Below are 16,352 nucleotides of genomic sequence, written 5' to 3' on the forward strand. Positions count from 1 at the left end.
CCCTTTACAAGGAGGCCAGGTAGGCGCGAACGGTGTCGCCCGCCGCCGGTCCGGCCGCCACCGTCAGGGCCACGTGGTTGTCCGGCCGCACCAGCACCAGTGCGTCACCGGTGACCCCGTACGCGCGGCGGGCGTGGCCGCCCCCGTCGGCGAGGCCGTCGGGGCCCGCGTCCACGGCGAGCGGGCGGACGTGCGCGGGCAGCCCGGAGAGCGCGGGGAGCGCGCCGGCGCCGAAGCCGAGCAGGGTGAAGTCGTCCCCGGCGAACGCCTCGAAGAGCCGCACGGGCGTGCCGTCCGCGGCGGTGCAGGGCGCGTCCGGCGCGCGGTCCCCGGCCCGCAGCGGGCCGTCCAGCAGGTCGTCGGCCAGCGAGCCGTCGCGGTACCCGATGCTGAGGCCGGTGACGTCGCCGACCCGCCCGGCCTCCACGCCCACCCCCGGGGTCCGGGTGCCCTCCGCGACGGCGGCCATGCCCGCGTTGCTGATCCCGAGCGTCCAGGCGGCCACCGGCAGGCGCTCCTCCTGGTAGCTGTCCAGCAGGTCGGGGCCCGCCAGGCCGCGCGCGACGTGGCCGAGCTTCCAGCCGAGGTTCCAGGCGTCCTGGATGCCGGTGTTCATGCCGAGGCCGCCCGCGATCGGGTGGACGTGCGCGCAGTCGCCGGCGAGCAGGACCCGGCCGACCCGGTAGCGGTCCACCATCCGGACGTTGATCCGCCAGGTGGAGAGCCAGGTCGCGTTCGAGAGCCGGAGGTCGGTGCGGCCGGTGTACCGCTCGGCCAGCCGCCGGAAGCTCTCCAGCGAGGGCGGCAGGGGCGTGCCGTCGGCGTCCAGCTCTGGGGTGGCCTGCAGCTGCCAGCGGGGCTCGCCCGGGAACGGGCAGAGCATGAAGGCTCCGGTCGGGCCGAACCACTGGTGCCACCGGTCGGGCTCCAGCCCCTCCACCTCGACGTCGCCGCAGACCATCGCGGACTCCGGGTCGCCGTTGCCCTCGAACGGGATGCCGAGCTGCTTGCGCACGGTGCTGCGGCCGCCGTCGCAGGCCACCAGATAGTCGGCGCGGATCCGGCCGCCGTCGCCGAGCAGCGCCGTCACGCCGTCCTCGTCCTGCTCGAACCCGGCCAGCTCGGTGCCGAGTTCGACCTCGACCCCGTACTCCGCGAGCTTCTCGCGCAGCAGCCCCTCGACCCGCCACTGCGGCAGCGTCAGTCCCGACTCGTACGGGGCGTCCGGGGTGGGGACGGCGTCCGCGAAGGGGTCGGTGTCGTTCACGAACGAGCCCTCGTAGTACTTGCGGAACGGCAGGTGGGTCCGGCCGTGGGCGGCCAGCGACTCCGCCAGGCCGAGGTCGGCCAGGATCTCCAGGCTGCGCGGGTTGAGCGCCTTGCCGCGCGAGCCGGTGGGGTGCTCCTCGGCCCGGTCCAGCACCCGGACCGGCACGCCCTGCCGGGCGAGGCCGCAGGCCAGGGTGAGTCCGGTCGGGCCGGCGCCCACGATCACCACGGTTGCCATCGTCGTCTCCTGTCGTCGGCCGGCGGCCGGTGTGCCGTCGGTGTCCCTGGGCACCAGAAGACAGCAACTTGGTAAGAAATGCAACCGAGTAACAAAAGTATCCGGGTTATGATTGACCCATGAGTGAGCCGGAGGGCCTGCGGGCCCTGAAGAAGCAGCGGACCCGTCAGGCGATCGCCGACACCGCGATCGGACTGTTCCTGGCCAACGGCTTCGACCAGGTGTCGGTGGCCGAGATCGCGGCCGCCGCGGAGGTCTCCAAGCCCACCCTGTTCCGCTACTTCGCCACCAAGGAGGAGCTGGTGCTGCACCGGCTCTCCGACCACCTCGGCGAGGCGGCCCGGGTGGTCCGGGAGCGCCCGCCCGGCCTGCCCCCGCTGGCCGCCCTGGAGCGGCACCAGCTGGAGCGCCTCGCCGCCCACGACCCGGTGACCGGGCTGAACGACCACCCCGAGGTGCTCGCCTTCATGCGGCTGGTCTACGACACCCCGGGCCTGTCCTCGCACCTGCGGGACTACATCGCCGAGGACACCGACGCGCTGACGGCGGCGCTCGCCGACGCGCGAGCCGACGCCGAACGAGCCGATGCCGACGCGCGGCCCGACCCCGGCACCGACCCCGACGCGCGGCCCGACCCCGACGCCGACCCCGCGGCGGGCACAGGCCCGCTGGTGCCCCGGCTGATCGCCACCCAGTTCATCGGCGTCCGCCAGGAGCTCGTCCTGGCCAACTGGCGCCGCCTCGCCGCCGGCACCCCGATGGGGGAGGCCCACCGGCTGGCCGTCGCCGAGGTCGCCGAGGCCTTCGCCCTGCTGCGCGACGGCGCCGGGCCCCGCGGCTACTGACCCCGCGGCCGGCGGTTCCCGGCGGCCGCTCCCCGGCCGCTCCCCGGCCGCTCCCCGGCCGCCCGCTGCGCTCGGGTGCCCGCACGTGCCGGAGCCCCGGCCCCGCCGAAGCGGGACCGGGGCTCGGCTCCTGTCACCGGACCGCCCGGTCGGGCGGCAGCCGGACGGATCAGGAGGCGGGGCCGACCTTGATGGTGGTCAGCTTGCCGCCCTGGGTCTCCCGGACGACCTCGATCCTGGTGTTGGTGTTCGGGACCTGCACGCCCAACTGCGGGGCGGCGGGGTTGAAGTAGCCGCCGGTGCGGTCGTTGAAAGCCGGCACCGCGGGCTTGGCCGGGAACTTGGTCACGGCGCTGACGTTGTGCAGCTGGAACGCGGTGGTCGGCTGCAGCGAGAACGGTGCGTCGTAGCTCTGCATCCGCCCGTTGACCGGGGTGCCGCCGTTGAAGTAGTTCACCTCGGGGTGCGCGTCGACCGGCAGGATCAGGCCGCCGCCCGGGTGGTCCTTGGTGTTGTTGTCCTCGAAGGCGGTGTCCCACAGCCAGACCAGGACGCCCTCCTGGTACGGGTAGGTGTCGATGATGCCGGCCTTGCCGTAGATGCCGGAGTACCCGAAGTTGTACGGGCCGGTCTTGAGGTAGGCGCCGTAGCCGACGTAGCGGCGGTTCTCCACCAGGTACGCGCGCGGGTGGTCCTTGACCGCGTCCTTGCCCCTGATCACCGAGAAGCCGGTCAGTGCCCAGCCCTGACCGCCCTGCTCGGCACCGTCGTCGACGATCTCCACCCCGTCGGTGGTGACCTTGACGGCGTCGATCAGCACGCCCCGGCCGTGGGTGTTGCCGTCGGAGGTGACGTGGAAGCGGACCTGCACCTGCTGTCCGAGGTAGGCGTCCAGCGGGATGTGCAGCCGGGTCCAGGTGTTGGAGGCGCCGCTCAGGCCCGGGGTGAGTGCGGTGGTGTTGCCGATCGGCGCGCCGTCGACGGTGCCGTGCAGCGGGGTCCAGGTCCTGCCGCCGTCGGTGGAGGCGTCGACCGACAGGAAGTCGAAGTCCTGCTCGATGTCGTACCAGGCGGAGGCGTCCAGTGCCGCCGAGGCCGACCGGCCGCGCAGGTCCAGGGTGCGGGTGAGCGAGGCGTCCATGTTGTCGCCGGTGTCGCTCCACCACTGCGAGGCGCCCTCGGCCGGGACGGCCAGCGAGGTGGTGGTCTGCGACGGGGGCAGGTGCACCAGGACGGCCTGGGCCTGGTCGGTGTTGTAGCCGCTCACGCCCAGTGCGTGGCTGGAGCGGGTGGCGGCCTGTGCCTCGTCGTAGTTGAGCCAGCCGAGTTGCAGCTTGCTCCACGCGTCGAGGTCGCCGGGGAACTCGCCGGTGGTGTTCTTGCCCTTGCCCAGGTAGGAGGCGGAGGACATCAGCGACCAGAAGTTGACCGCGTTGTCGCCGCCGCTGGTCGGGTACAGGTCGGGCAGGCCCAGGTTGTGGCCGAACTCGTGGGAGAAGAGGCCGACGCCGCTGTTCTCGCCCGCCTGAACGTAGTCGTAGACGTACAGCCCGGTGTCGCCGACCGGCGCGCCGCCGATCCTGTTGCCGTCCGGGCCGGTCTGGCCGGTGGGGTCCGGGAGGTCCCAACTGCGGTGCGCCCACAGCGCGTCGGCGCCCTGGGCACCACCGCCCCAGGTCTCGTCGACGCCGGCGTGCACCACGATCACGTTGTCGAGGTAGCCGTCCGGCTCGTTGAAGTTGCCGTCCTTGTCGTGGTCGTAGCGGTCCTGGGTGTCGTACTGGGCCAGTTCCGCGCGGACGCTCGCCGGGGTGCGGCCCTTGGCGACCTCGCCGTCGAACCAGGCCTTGGTCGCGTCCCGGACGAACTCCTGCGCCTGCGTCCACGCGCCGCTGCCCTGCGGGCCCTTGTTGCTGCCGTAGCGGGCCTCGTTGTACGGGACGGTCACCCAGTCGCTGACGGTGCCCTCGATGTCGTACCGGCCGGAGGACTGGGTGCGGTAGAAGTTCCGCATCGAGTTGGCGCCGGGCGAGGCGTCGAAGAACATCTGCTGGTAGTAGTCGCGACTGAAGTCGTTCTTCCAGAAGGTGTGGGTGTCGTCCTTGCCCGGCTGCGGGATCGTGTTGTGCCGCGGCCCGGGGGTGCCGGCGTAGCGCGGCTGGCCGTTGTAGAGGGTCGAGTTGTCGACCTGGTCGCCGAACTGGGCGAGGATCACGAAGACCTTGTCCTTGCGCTGCTGCGCGAGCTGGACGTAGTCGTTGCCGATCTTCACCTGGGCCGGTGTGGTGCCCGCGGCGGTCTTCGCCACGGCGCCGCTGTTGACCTGCTCCAGGGCGAGGCCGCGCAGCGCCTGGCGCTTGCGCTCCTGCGGCGCGAGCTCCTGTTGCGGGCCCTCCTGGCCGTCGGCGGCCGGGGTGCCGGCGGTGGCCTGGTGGCCGGAGACGGTGACGGGCTGGACGGGGCGGGCCTGGGCGGGGGTGCCCAGCATGGTCACTGCTATCGCACTGGTGCTCAGTGCAGCCACGAGGACTGCGGAGGCTCTGCGCAACTGACCGGTCCTTTCCGGACGGGGGTGGTCGGGTGAGCGGGCGTAATATTTCACATGTCATCGGTCACATGGAAGAGTGCGGGACGGGTCGTCACCCTTCGCGCGCGACCGCCGACCCTGCGTGGTCAGCCGAGCGCCCCGCGCAGGAAGTCCAGCTCCAGCACGGCGAGTTGTTCGAGGGTCCCGTCGGCCGTCAGGTGGCTGACGCCGGGCAGCGCGAGCACGCTGTGCGGCCGGCCCGCCCGGGTCAGCGCCTGGGAGAGCCGCAGGGTGTGCGAGGGGTGCACGTTGTCGTCCGCCAGACCGTGGATCAGCAGCAGCGGACGGCTCAGCGCCGGGGCGTCCTCGACCAGGCAGTCCGCGCGGTACCCCTCGGGGTTCTCCTGCGGCAGGCCCAGGTACCGCTCGGTGTACGCGGTGTCGTACAGCCGGAAGTCGGTCGGCGGCGCGCTGGCGCTGGCGGCGTGGAAGACGTCCGGGCGGCGCAGCACGGCCATCGCCGCGAAGTACCCGCCGTAGGACCAGCCGCGCACCGCGACCCGGTCGAGGTCGAGGTCCGGGTGGCGCCCGCCGAGCGCCCGCAGGGCCGCCACCTGGTCGTCGAGAGCCACCCGGGAGAAGCGCCGGAAGATCGCCCGGGTGAACTCCGGCGAGACGAACGGCGTACCGCGGTTGTCCGTGGTGACCACCGCGAAGCCCTGGTCGGCCCACCACTGGCGGTGCTGCCACCGCCGCGGCTCGGCGGCCACGGCCTGCGCGCCGGGCCCGCCGTAGACGTCCAGCAGGACCGGCAGCCGCTGCCCGGCCACGTGCCCGCGCGGGTACACCACGGCGGTGGGCAGGCCGAGTTCGGTGACCCGGGCGAGCTGGGGCCGCACCCGGTACGGCAGCGGTTCGGCGTGGTCGGCGAGCGGGAACCGCTCCCCCCGGAAGTGGATCCGCCGGCGGATGCCGTCGGCGTCGGCCGAGGTCAGCAGCAGGCTCTCGCCGCCCGCCAGCGCGGAGTGCACGCCGGGCCCGTCGGTGAGCCGTTCCGGTGCGCCGCCGTCCGGGTCGAGCAGGTAGACGTGCTGGTCGGCGGGCTCGTCCTCGTTCGCCTCGACCAGCAGCCGGCCGCCCAGCCGGCCCACCACCCGGCGGACCTGGATCCGCTCGGTGCCGAGGATCCGGCCGTCCAGGGCGACGCTGCGGGCCCGGCCGTCCGGGGTGTCGGCGGCGGTCAGCACCCGGCCGTCGTCCAGTCGGGCCGGCGTCCCGGGGACGTCGTCGACCCAGAACTCGTCGGTGGTGCGGGAGAGTTCGACGGACTTGCCGGTGGCGGGGTCGGCGGTCAGCAGCAGCACGTTCTGCTGCAACCGGTCGGCGACGGTCAGCAGGATCTCCCCGTTGCCCTCCCAGCCGGCCGCGGTCAGGTACGGGAACGCCCCGGCGTCCCAGTGCAGCCGCACCCGGTGGCCGTCCAGGCCGAGCACCCACAGCTGGACGTCGGCGTTGGGGCCGCCGGCCTGCGGGTACGCGAAGGACTCGGGGGCCAGCTCCGGCTGCGCCGGATCGGCGAAGTGGCGCAGCGGCAGGGCGGATTCGTCCACCCGGGTGGCCAGGACGGCGCGGCCGTCGGGTGACCACCAGTGGCCGCGGGTGCGGCCCAGCTCCTCGGCGGCGGCGAACTCGGCCGTTCCCCAGACGGCGCCGTCGCGCGGGCTGAGCGGCCCGCCGGGGTGCAGCGCGGGGGCCGGGGTGAGGTGCAGGGCGCCGTCCGCGACGTATGCGACGCGCCGGCCGGTGGCGTCCGGGCGGGGGTCGAAGGCGGGGGCGACGGTGGGGAGTTCGGTGGTGGCGGCGTGCGCCGTGTCGGTGCGGAAGAGCCGTCCGTCGAGGGTGAAGACGGCGGTCGAGAGGTCGGCGGTGGCGGCGAAGGACCCGATCCCCGGCGCCCACAGCCGCAGCCGCTCGCGCAGCCGCCGTTCGGGCGCGGGCAGGTCGGCGAGGGCGCCGGTGCGCTGCGGGGCGAGGGCCACCGGGTCGGCCACCATGCGCTCCCGGCGGGTGGTCAGGTCGAGCAGCCAGAGCCGGTCGACCGGGTCCTGCGGGCCGGTGGAACGCAGGAAGAGCAGGCGGGTGCCGTCGGCGGAGAAGGCGGCGGCGCGGGGTGAGCCGTAGCTGAACCGGCCGGTGCGGGCGCTGAGCGCGAGGAAGGGGTCGGTGTGGGTCACGGGCACCGATGCTTGCCCCGGGGAGCACTGCTCGGCTAGAACTATGCAGTGTGAAATGTCACACATCAATGAGGCGTCGATGAGCCGCCCCCCCGAGCCGCTGCCGGGCACCCGCGAACTGTTCACCCTGGACCCGGCGGTGGCCCACCTCAACCACGGTTCGTACGGCGCCGTGCCCACACCCGTGCAACGGGTCCAGGCCCGCCTGCGGGCGGAGCAGGAGCAGGACCCGGACGGCTTCTTCGCCGACCTCCCGGACCGGATCGCCCGCGCCCGGGCCCGGATCGCCACCGCCCTGGGCGCCGACCCCGACCGGATCGCGCTGCTCACCAACGTCACCGAGGGCGTCGCGGTGGTGCTGGACTCGCTGCCGCTCGAAGCGGGCGACGAGATCCTGGTGACCGACCACGGCTACGGGGTGGTCTCGGCCGCCGCCGAGCGGCGCGCCGCGGAGACCGGAGCGGTGGTCCGCCGGATCCGGATCTCCCTGCACACCCCCGACGAACAGGCCGTCCGGGCACAGGTGCTGGCCGCGGTGGGGGAGCGGACCAGGGTCGCCGTCCTCGATCTGATCGCCTCGCCCAGCGCCCGGGAGATCGCCGGCGGACCGCTGCTCGCCGACCTCGCCGCCCGCGGCGTCGCCACCGTGGTGGACGCCGCGCACGCGCCGGGCCTGCTGCCCGTCGAGCTCGGCGGCGGGGCGTCCGGCGGGGCCGGCGGCGCGGACTTCTGGATCGGCAACCTGCACAAGTGGGCGTTCGCGCCCCGGGCCACCGCCGTGCTGGCCGTCGGCGGCGCCTGGCGCTCCCGGATCCGGCCGCTCACGCTCTCCTGGGAGCACGACCGGGGATTCCCCGGGCGGGTCGAGTGGCGCGGCACCTGCGACTACACGCCCTGGCTGGCCGCGCCCGCCGGGTTCGCCCTGCTCGAACAGCTGGGTGCCGAACGGGTTCGCGGCCACAACGCGGCCCTCGCCGGGTACGGGGCCCGGGTGCTCGCGGAACGGACCGGGCTGCGCCCGCTGGCGGCCATGCCGGGTGTGGCGATGCGGGCGCTTCGGCTCCCGCCGGGGGTCGCGGAGAGCGACCACGCCGCGAAGGCGCTGATGGTCGCCGTCGCCCGGCGGTTGCGGGCCCGGGTCGCCGTGCGGCCGTGGCCCGGGGGCGGGGTGCTGCGGATCAGCGCCCAGCTGTACAACCGGCCGCAGGAGTACCGCGACCTCGCCGCGGGGCTGCGGGATCTGATCGCCCGGTAGCGCGGGCCCGGCTCACTCCGCCGCACGCAGCTCCGCGAGCAGCACGCCCTGGTCGGCGAGGAGTTCGGTGAGGATGCGCCGGGCCGCCCGCAGCAGGTCGGCGACGTCGGCGCCGGCCAGGGCGTACACCACCGTCGAGCCCTCCCGGGTGGCGGTCACCAACCCGGCGCGCCGCAGTTGGGCCAGCTGCTGGGAGAGGTTGGAGGGCTCGATGTCCAGTTCGGCGAGCAGGTCGCGGACCGGCGTCGGGCCGGCCTGCAACAGCTCCAGCACACGGATCCGGACCGGGTGACCGAGCATGCGGAAGAACTCGGCCTTGGCCTGGTGCAGCGGTACGGGCACCCGCTCCTCCTCCCTGCGTCGCCCTGTCGGCCGGTGGCGGGTCAGACCTCAATGGAGGCCTCGATCCGCTTCAGCTGGTGCCGGGCCATCGCCAGGTTGGCCCGGGACCGGCTGAGCGCGAGGTAGAGGAACAGGCCGCGGCCGGTGTTCGTGGTCAGCGGCCTGATCAGGTGGTACTGACTGCTCAGGGTGATGAGCATGTCCTCGATGTCGTTGTCGTGCAGGTTGAGCATCTCCATCGTGCGCATCTTGGCCCGGACCACGTCGGTGTTGCCGGCGGCCGCGACGTTCAGGTCCAGTTCGGTGTTGTCGCCGAGGGTGCCGAGTGCCATGCCGCTGCCGTAGTCGACCAGGGCGACGCCGATGGCGCCCTCGATGACCATGGCGTCCTTGAGCGCGGTTTCCAGAGTCGCCATCGCGAGTCCTCCAGCAGGTGAGCGCCGCCGGGATGGCGGGGCGAGTGCTCCGACTGTGGTGGACGGGCCCGGCCGGACGCGGCGCGATGATCAGAACTGAGCGCAGCCGATCGGATCGTGAGCGATCGGCGGCGTGATCGAGCCGCATGAAGACTTCAGCAACTCCGGATCTGATTGATCGAGCGTGGCCGCCACCCCGGCGGTCACCCCGGGACACCACCTCCGGGCCCCGCGCCGTGACGCGCTGCGCAGGATCGATCGCTCCAGGTGGTCGAACGGCCGGCCGAATCCGTGCCCACGGGGCCGCCGAGGACCCACCCCCCGCCGCGGGGCCCCGGCCCTTCGAAAAATCGTTGCTATCGATGTCAGTCCCGGCGGGTAATCTCTCGCTGAGATGCTCGATCACCACAACACCCACCACATCCGCTGCGCCCCGACGGCCGTCCAAGCCCCGGCCCCGCAGCCGCAGGCGTCGCCGTCTGCGCCCCCGTCTCGCCCCTCGGGGCCGTCCGCCCGCGGGAAGAAAAGGTGACGCCGATGAACAGCGCCATGCCGGGCCGCAGTGACCAGCAGCTCACCGGCCCGGAAGAAGAGCTCAGCCCCGCCGAGGCCTACCGGGCCTCCCGCCGCCGGGCCGCCGAGCAGGCGACCGCCCTCTACGGCTTCCAGCAGTTGTACGACTTCCCCCTCGACCCCTTCCAGATCGAGGCCTGCGAGGCACTGGAGGCCGGCGAGGGAGTCCTGGTCGCGGCCCCCACCGGGTCCGGCAAGACCATCGTGGGCGAGTTCGCCGTCCACCTGGCCCTGGCCGGCGGCCGCAAGTGCTTCTACACCACCCCGATCAAGGCCCTGTCGAACCAGAAGTTCGGCGACCTGGTCAAGCGCTACGGCGCCGACAAGGTCGGCCTGCTCACCGGCGACAACTCGGTCAACGGCGACGCGCCCGTGGTCGTCATGACCACCGAGGTCCTGCGCAACATGCTGTACGCGGGCTCGCAGGCCCTCGACGGCCTCGGCTACGTGGTGATGGACGAGGTCCACTACCTGGCCGACCGTTTCCGCGGCGCGGTCTGGGAGGAGGTCATCATCCACCTCCCCGAGTCCGTCGTGCTGGCCTCCCTGTCCGCCACCGTCTCCAACGCCGAGGAGTTCGGCGACTGGCTCGACACCGTCCGCGGCGGCACCAGGGTGATCGTCTCCGAACACCGCCCGGTGCCGCTGTGGCAGCACGTGATGGCCGGCAACCGGATGTACGACCTGTTCGCCAGCCCCGACCGGGACGGCCGCCCCAAGGACGCCCCGCGCAACCCCGCCAAGGCGGTCAACCCCGAACTGGTCCGCCTCGCCCGATCCGAGCAGGACCGCGGCGGCCGCGACCGGTTCGCCCGCGGCCGCGGCCGCTCCATGCCGACCGGCCGACCCACCAGGATCTGGACCCCCGGCCGGGTCGACGTCATCGAGCGGCTGGACGCCGAGGGCCTGCTCCCCGCGATCACCTTCATCTTCAGCCGGGCCGGCTGCGAGGCCGCCGTCCAGCAGTGCCTCACCTCCGGCCTGCGGCTCAACCGCGAGGCCGACCGGGCCAGGGTGCGCGAGATCGTCGAGCAGCGCTGCGCCGACATCCCCGACGAGGACCTGCACGTCCTCGGCTACTTCGAGTGGCTGGACGGCCTGGAGCGCGGCATCGCCGCCCACCACGCCGGCATGCTGCCGAGGTTCAAGGAGGTCGTCGAGGAGCTCTTCGTCAAGGGCCTGGTCAAGGCGGTCTTCGCCACCGAGACCCTCGCCCTCGGCATCAACATGCCCGCCCGCTCGGTGGTCATGGAGAAGCTGGTCAAGTGGAACGGCGAGACCCACGCCGACATCACCCCCGGCGAGTACACCCAGCTCACCGGCCGCGCCGGCCGCCGCGGCATCGACGTCGAGGGCCACGCCGTGGTGCTCTGGCAGCGCGGCCTCGACCCGGAGGCCCTGGCCGGCCTCGCCGGCACCCGCACCTATCCGCTGCGGTCCTCCTTCCGCCCCTCCTACAACATGGCCGTCAACCTGGTCGGCCAGTTCGGACGGCACCGCTCCCGGGAGCTGCTGGAGACCTCCTTCGCGCAGTTCCAGGCCGACCGCTCGGTGGTCGGCATCGCCCGCCAGGTCCAGCGCAACGAGGAGGGCCTGGACGGCTACCGCGAATCCATGACCTGTCACCTCGGCGACTTCGACGAGTACATGGGACTGCGCAGAGCCCTCAAGGACCGCGAGAACGAGCTCGCCCGCGAGGGCACCACCCAGCGCCGGGCCGCGGCCGTCGAGGCGATCGAGCAGCTCAAGCCCGGCGACGTGATCCACGTCCCGACCGGCAAGTTCGCCGGCCTCGCCCTCGTCCTCGACCCCGGACTGCCGCCGGTCAGCCGCTCCCCGCGGACCAGCCGCCACCCCGACTACCAGGACGGCCCGCGCCCGGTGGTGCTCACCGCCGAGCGGCAGGTCAAGCGGCTCGCGATGATCGACTTCCCGTACCCCGTCCAGGCCCTGGAACGGGTCAAGATCCCGAAGTCCTTCAACCCCCGCAGCCCGCAGTCCCGGCGCGACCTGGCCTCCGCCCTGCGCACCAAGGCCGGCCACCTGGAACCCGAGCGCTACCGCAAGGGCCGCACCGCCGCCGCCGACGACCACCGGATCGCCGAACTGCGCGCCGAACTGCGCCGCCACCCCTGCCACGGCTGCGACGAGCGCGAGGACCACGCCCGCTGGGCCGAGCGCTACCACCGCCTGCACCGCGACACCGAACTGCTCGAACGCCGGATGCGTTCCCGTACCCACACCATCGCCCGCACCTTCGACCGCGTCTGCGGCCTGCTCACCGACCTCGGCTACCTCACCGGCGACACCGTCACCGACGACGGCAAGCGGCTCGGCCGGCTCTACGGCGAGCTCGACCTGCTCGCCTCCGAGTGCATCCGCGAAGGCGTCTGGTCCGACCTCGCCGCCGCCGAACTCGCGGCCTGCGCCTCGGCGCTGGTCTTCGAGGCCCGGCAGTCCGACGACGCCACCGCCCCCCGGGTCCCCGAAGGGGCGGCCAAGGAGGCACTCGGCAAGATGGTCCGGATCTGGGGCCACCTCGACGCCCTGGAGGAACAGCACCGGATCTCCACCGCCGAAGGTGTCGGCCAGCGCGAACCCGACCTCGGCTTCGCCTGGGCCGCCTACCGCTGGGCGCTCGGCCACAACCTCGACTCGGTCCTGCGCGACGCCGACATGCCGGCCGGCGACTTCGTCCGCTGGACCAAGCAACTGATCGACGTCCTCGGCCAGATCCAGGACGCGGCCGGCGAGGACGCCGCCCTGCGCTCCACCGCCCGCAAGGCCGTCGACGGCCTGCGCCGAGGCATCATCGCCTACTCCTCGGTCGGCTGACCGCCCCGGGGGCGCGGGGACCGCGCGACGACGGCAGGCACCTACCGGCGCCCTGCCGCCGCGCGCGGTGGCGCGCCCCCGGGGGTCAGCGCGAGCGGACCATGACGGTGAGCCGGGGCGAGTCGGGCGTGGGCCGCTGGCTGTTGACGGCCCGGTAGCCCCAGGTCTCGTACAGGGCCCGGACCTTGCCGTCCCCGGCGAGCGGATTCACCATGAGGGTGACGCGGCCCTCGGCGCGGTGGGCGAGCAGTTCGTCGTGGATCCGGCGGGCGGTGCCGGTCCCGCGCCAGGCGGTGCGGACGCCGATCTCCTTGACGGCCAGCACGGGGGTGTCGGTGAAGCCCGCCGGCAGCGGTTCGGCCATGCGCCTCCAGTACCGGTCGCCGGCGTCGACGGTGTTGCCGTAGGCGTACCCGACCGGGACGTCGCCGTCGTAGCCGAGCACGAGCCCGAAGCCGGGCTCGCCGACATGCCGGTCGAGGCGCCCGACGAACGCCTCGACCCGGTAGTTGGCCAGGTGCAGCAGCGGTGCCCGCACCTCCGCGTAGACGTCCACCAGGTCCCGGCGGGCCCGGGCGGTGAGGTCGGTGTGGTGGCGGAGCTCTACGGTCACGCGGTGGTCCTCCCGTGTCGTGCGCCTCCTCGGCTCGGCCACCCGGCGAACGGGTACCGCCTTCACGTGGGGCGCCGCCGCGCCGGCCGAGCTGCCGGGGCACTGGTTCGCAGAACCGCAGGCGCTACGCGGTTCCCGCCTGGGCGAGGGTGTCGAGGAGGCGGGTGAGGGAGGCGCCGAGGCCCCAGCGGGTGGCGAGGTCTTCGAGGGTCATCGGGTCGAGGGGTTCGCGGGGGAGGGCCGGGTCGAGGTCGGGGACGGCGACGTCGGTGGCGACGCGGACGACGGTGGGGGCCACGTCCAGGTAGGGGGCGCCTTCGAGGATGTTCCTGCGGCGGGCGGGGGTGAGCTTGGAGAGCGGATCGGCGGCCGCGGCACGGATGCCGGGGAGGTCGCCGTACTCGCGGATGAGCTGGGCGGCGGTCTTCTCGCCGATGCCCTTGACGCCGGGCAGCCCGTCGCTGGCGTCGCCGCGCAGGGCGGCCATGTCGGCGTACTCGGCGCCGGTGACGCCGTACTTCTCGCGCAGGTCGGCCTCGTCGATGACCTGGGCGTTGCCGACGCCCTTGAGCGGGTACAGCACGGTGACCGCCCGGCCGTCGTCGACCAGTTGGAAGAGGTCGCGGTCGCCGGTGACGATCTGCACCGGCCCGGCCGCCCGCGTGGTGAGCGTGCCGATGACGTCGTCGGCCTCGTAGCCGGGGCAGCCGACCCGGGCGATGCCCAGGGCGTCCAGCACCTGTTCGATCACCGGCACCTGCGGCGCCAGGGTGTCCGGGACCTCCTCCTCGTTCCCGGTGGTCTCCGGGGCGAGCCGGTGGGTCTTGTAGGAGGGGATCAGGTCGACCCGCCACTGCGGGCGCCAGTCGGCGTCCATGCAGGCCACCAGGTGGTCCGGGCGGTGGTCGTGGACGAGCCGGGCGATGAAGTCGAGCAGCCCGCGGACGGCGTTCACCGGCTGCCCGTCGGGGGACTTCACGGACTCCGGCACGCCGAAGTACGCGCGGAAGTAGAGGCTGGCGGTGTCGAGCAGCATCAGTCGGGGTGCGGTCACCCTCAGATCATGCCGCACCGGACGGACACAACGGTGGTGGCTGTGCTTCAGTGCGGACAGGGCCCGAGGTAGGCCCACTCCCGAAGGCCCGCGCTGAACCCGTTGACCTGGCCACCGGTGACGTCGAAGACGATCACCTTTCCGGCGAACCGAGCCGCCGACGGCGCGAAGACGAGTTCGTCCAGACTGTTGTCGACATGGGCCGGACCTACCTCACCGGCATACGTCTTCTCGACCGCCGAAGCGGGGCTCCCGACTTTGATCCCTGAGGCAGTGGAAACTGACGCCGGTTGCCGGACCGATACGGCTACCAGCCGGTCCTGGACGAACCGCAGCGCCAGCCCGTCGGGCCCACCGGCCACCGCCAGGTCCTCGCAGGCGAGGCCGGCGTCGGGGATGGGGGCCCCGACCGCCTGTTCGGCCTGGGCGCGACTCATCCCGAGGGTGAGCGGACCGATTCCGTCGACAGTGACGTGCTGATCGCCGAGGACGCCCGGTGTGGCCGCTCCGGCTGACGGGTTGTTGCCTGCGTCCGCTGTGAACCGTCGGCCGTCCCAGGTCCAGCTGAGGTGGCGGTCGATGGACGGCCCGCTGGCGTGACTGTCGCCCGGCCCGTAGAACTTGGCCTCCACGGAGACGCGCCCGTGGTCAACGGTGAGCGACGGTGGCTGGTACTGCGGGGGCAGTTCCGGCCCGGTGCTGTCGGCGGCCGGCATCGGTACCTGTCCGATCTCGGTGCCGTCGGCCGTTCGGTAGACCCGGATCTCCTGCACGTACCAGTTGCTCGGCTGCGGACTGCAGTAGAACAGCACCGCGGTGACCTCGCCGGCTGGGCCGAGGGAGCCGGCGGCGGTCTGCTGGACCTGCACGTCCCAGTGGTCGGCCGAGCCGATCCCTGGACCGTGCACCGTCGCCTTTCCGTCCCTGACCGCCACCGGCACGGGGCTCGTGACGGTGTCGGAGCAGGTGAGGCCGTAGGTTCGGTTGTTCCAGTCGACCGGTGTGGCTGACCGGCTCGGCGAGGGTGTCGACGGGTGGTCCCTGACCGTGGCGACCACCTGGTCCAGGAGATCACGGTATCTGGGCTCGTTCCAGTGAGCGCAGACCAGGTCCAGTGAGGCCCAGAGCACCTGTGGGCCGGAGGTGCCGAGGCTGGATTCGCAGGTGCGTGTGTAGCCGGCACCGGACGGATTCTGCGACTGCTTACCGACGACCAGGTCGCCGACGCCCCCGAGGTCGAGGGACACCGGGAGCGGCCAGACCGGCCGCCACTGTCCGCGGGTGTCCGCGGCCAGGGTGTACACCGGAAGGCCTTGGGGCCAGCTCGGCAGCGCTCTGACCTTGGCGGATGCGTCGGTCCGCATGCCGGTGATCCCGGAGTCGTTGCGTTCCAGGTACGCCTTGCAGGGCAGCTGGTCGACGTGTTGCCAGCAGAAGGACGAGAGGCCGTCGTCGAGGAAGGCTGGAATGCCGTGGGCCGCGGGCCCCGCGTCGGCCACCGGCGCCCCCTCGAACGGCGTACCGAGGGTGAACACCGAGGCGATGTCCTCGGGGTGTTGGTTGCTCGCGAACTTCGTGAGCAGTCCGCCCATGGAGTGGGCGACGATCACGACCGGCCGTCCGGAGGCTTGGGCCAGGCAGTGGATCGCCTCGGCCAACCGGTCGCCGGTGCTGTGCTCACCACTGGCGGGCGGTGAGGGCTTGTCGTCCACCCACGGGATCGGGCCGCCAGGAGGCCCGGCCCTGTCCGACCAGTCGAAGGTGTAGCCGGTGGCCCGGTCGGCTCCGAGCTGACTCACCACGTAGGGCAGTGGCGCCAGATGGGATCCCTCGACCGTGCCGCTGGTCCAGGCGGCGGGACCGGAGTTGATGCCGTGGACGAAGAGCACAGGTGTGGTTCCGGTGGTGACGGCCGACGGCGCGCTGGGACAGGTGGCCGACGCCGTGACCGCGGTGGCCGGAGTCCACGGGAGTACGGCGAGCAGGAGAGCGAGAACGCATCCGAGGATCAGCGGGATTCGGTCATCAGGACGTGCCATCCTCCCTCCTCCCGGATCAGGTAGATCAGCACGGGAGCCGGCGCTTGCCCCGGAACGGACACCACGGCTGCCAGGGTGGCTCGGTCGCCGTCTTGGTGCCAGCTGCCCGGGG

11 protein-coding genes are annotated in these 16,352 nt (G+C 73.0%); 3 read left to right on the top strand and 8 right to left on the bottom strand.

Features of this window, described 5'->3' with window-relative positions:
- Nucleotides 1-4: 4 nt before the first annotated feature.
- Nucleotides 5-1,507, bottom strand: a complete 1,503-nt coding sequence (locus ACIOFR_RS16985) for an FAD-dependent monooxygenase (protein WP_400997542.1) — start codon at nt 1,505-1,507, stop codon at nt 5-7.
- Nucleotides 1,508-1,626: 119 nt separating this feature from the next.
- Here ACIOFR_RS16985 and ACIOFR_RS16990 point away from each other — a divergent pair, with 119 nt between their 5' ends.
- Nucleotides 1,627-2,352 (top strand): TetR family transcriptional regulator, encoded by a 726-nt coding sequence (locus ACIOFR_RS16990; protein WP_400997545.1) that lies wholly within the window; start codon nt 1,627-1,629, stop codon nt 2,350-2,352.
- Nucleotides 2,353-2,521: 169 nt separating this feature from the next.
- Here ACIOFR_RS16990 and ACIOFR_RS16995 read toward each other — a convergent pair whose 3' ends face one another.
- Nucleotides 2,522-4,876 carry an immune inhibitor A domain-containing protein gene (locus tag ACIOFR_RS16995; protein ID WP_400997548.1) on the bottom strand — a complete coding sequence of 785 codons (2,355 nt, stop codon included), beginning with the start codon at nt 4,874-4,876 and terminating at the stop codon, nt 2,522-2,524.
- 149 nt (nt 4,877-5,025) lie between these two features.
- Complete coding sequence (locus ACIOFR_RS17000; RefSeq protein ID WP_400997551.1) at nt 5,026-7,113, bottom strand: prolyl oligopeptidase family serine peptidase; 2,088 nt, start codon at nt 7,111-7,113, stop codon at nt 5,026-5,028.
- A 79-nt stretch (nt 7,114-7,192) separates the two neighbouring features.
- On the opposite strand from ACIOFR_RS17000, the gene ACIOFR_RS17005 reads away from it, so the two are divergent.
- Nucleotides 7,193-8,368, top strand: coding sequence for an aminotransferase class V-fold PLP-dependent enzyme (locus tag ACIOFR_RS17005; RefSeq protein ID WP_400997553.1), 1,176 nt, complete (start codon nt 7,193-7,195; stop codon nt 8,366-8,368).
- Between the two features lie 12 nt (nt 8,369-8,380).
- On the opposite strand, the gene ACIOFR_RS17010 is transcribed toward ACIOFR_RS17005, so the two are convergent.
- On the bottom strand, nt 8,381-8,710 hold the full coding sequence (locus ACIOFR_RS17010; protein ID WP_400997556.1) for an ArsR/SmtB family transcription factor: 330 nt from the start codon (nt 8,708-8,710) through the stop codon (nt 8,381-8,383).
- Nucleotides 8,711-8,751: 41 nt separating this feature from the next.
- A complete protein-coding gene (locus tag ACIOFR_RS17015) occupies nt 8,752-9,126 on the bottom strand; it encodes a hypothetical protein (protein ID WP_400997558.1) in 375 nt (124 codons plus the stop codon).
- 537 nt (nt 9,127-9,663) lie between these two features.
- On the opposite strand from ACIOFR_RS17015, the gene ACIOFR_RS17020 reads away from it, so the two are divergent.
- Nucleotides 9,664-12,534, top strand: a complete 2,871-nt coding sequence (locus ACIOFR_RS17020) for a DEAD/DEAH box helicase (protein WP_400997561.1) — start codon at nt 9,664-9,666, stop codon at nt 12,532-12,534.
- Between the two features lie 85 nt (nt 12,535-12,619).
- Here ACIOFR_RS17020 and ACIOFR_RS17025 read toward each other — a convergent pair whose 3' ends face one another.
- From ACIOFR_RS17025 to ACIOFR_RS17035, 3 genes are all read right to left on the bottom strand, one after another.
- The gene (locus ACIOFR_RS17025) at nt 12,620-13,147 is read right to left on the bottom strand and encodes a GNAT family N-acetyltransferase (protein WP_400997563.1); all 528 of its coding nucleotides are present in this window, start codon (nt 13,145-13,147) and stop codon (nt 12,620-12,622) included.
- Between the two features lie 124 nt (nt 13,148-13,271).
- Nucleotides 13,272-14,183, bottom strand: a complete 912-nt coding sequence (locus ACIOFR_RS17030; protein WP_400997978.1) for a 5'-3' exonuclease H3TH domain-containing protein — start codon at nt 14,181-14,183, stop codon at nt 13,272-13,274.
- Between the two features lie 65 nt (nt 14,184-14,248).
- On the bottom strand, nt 14,249-16,240 hold the full coding sequence (locus ACIOFR_RS17035) for an esterase/lipase family protein (protein ID WP_400997566.1): 1,992 nt from the start codon (nt 16,238-16,240) through the stop codon (nt 14,249-14,251).
- Between the last annotated feature and the right edge of the window lie 112 nt (nt 16,241-16,352).

The sequence above is a fragment of the Kitasatospora sp. NPDC088346 genome (assembly GCF_044740765.1).
GTDB lineage: Bacteria > Actinomycetota > Actinomycetes > Streptomycetales > Streptomycetaceae > Kitasatospora.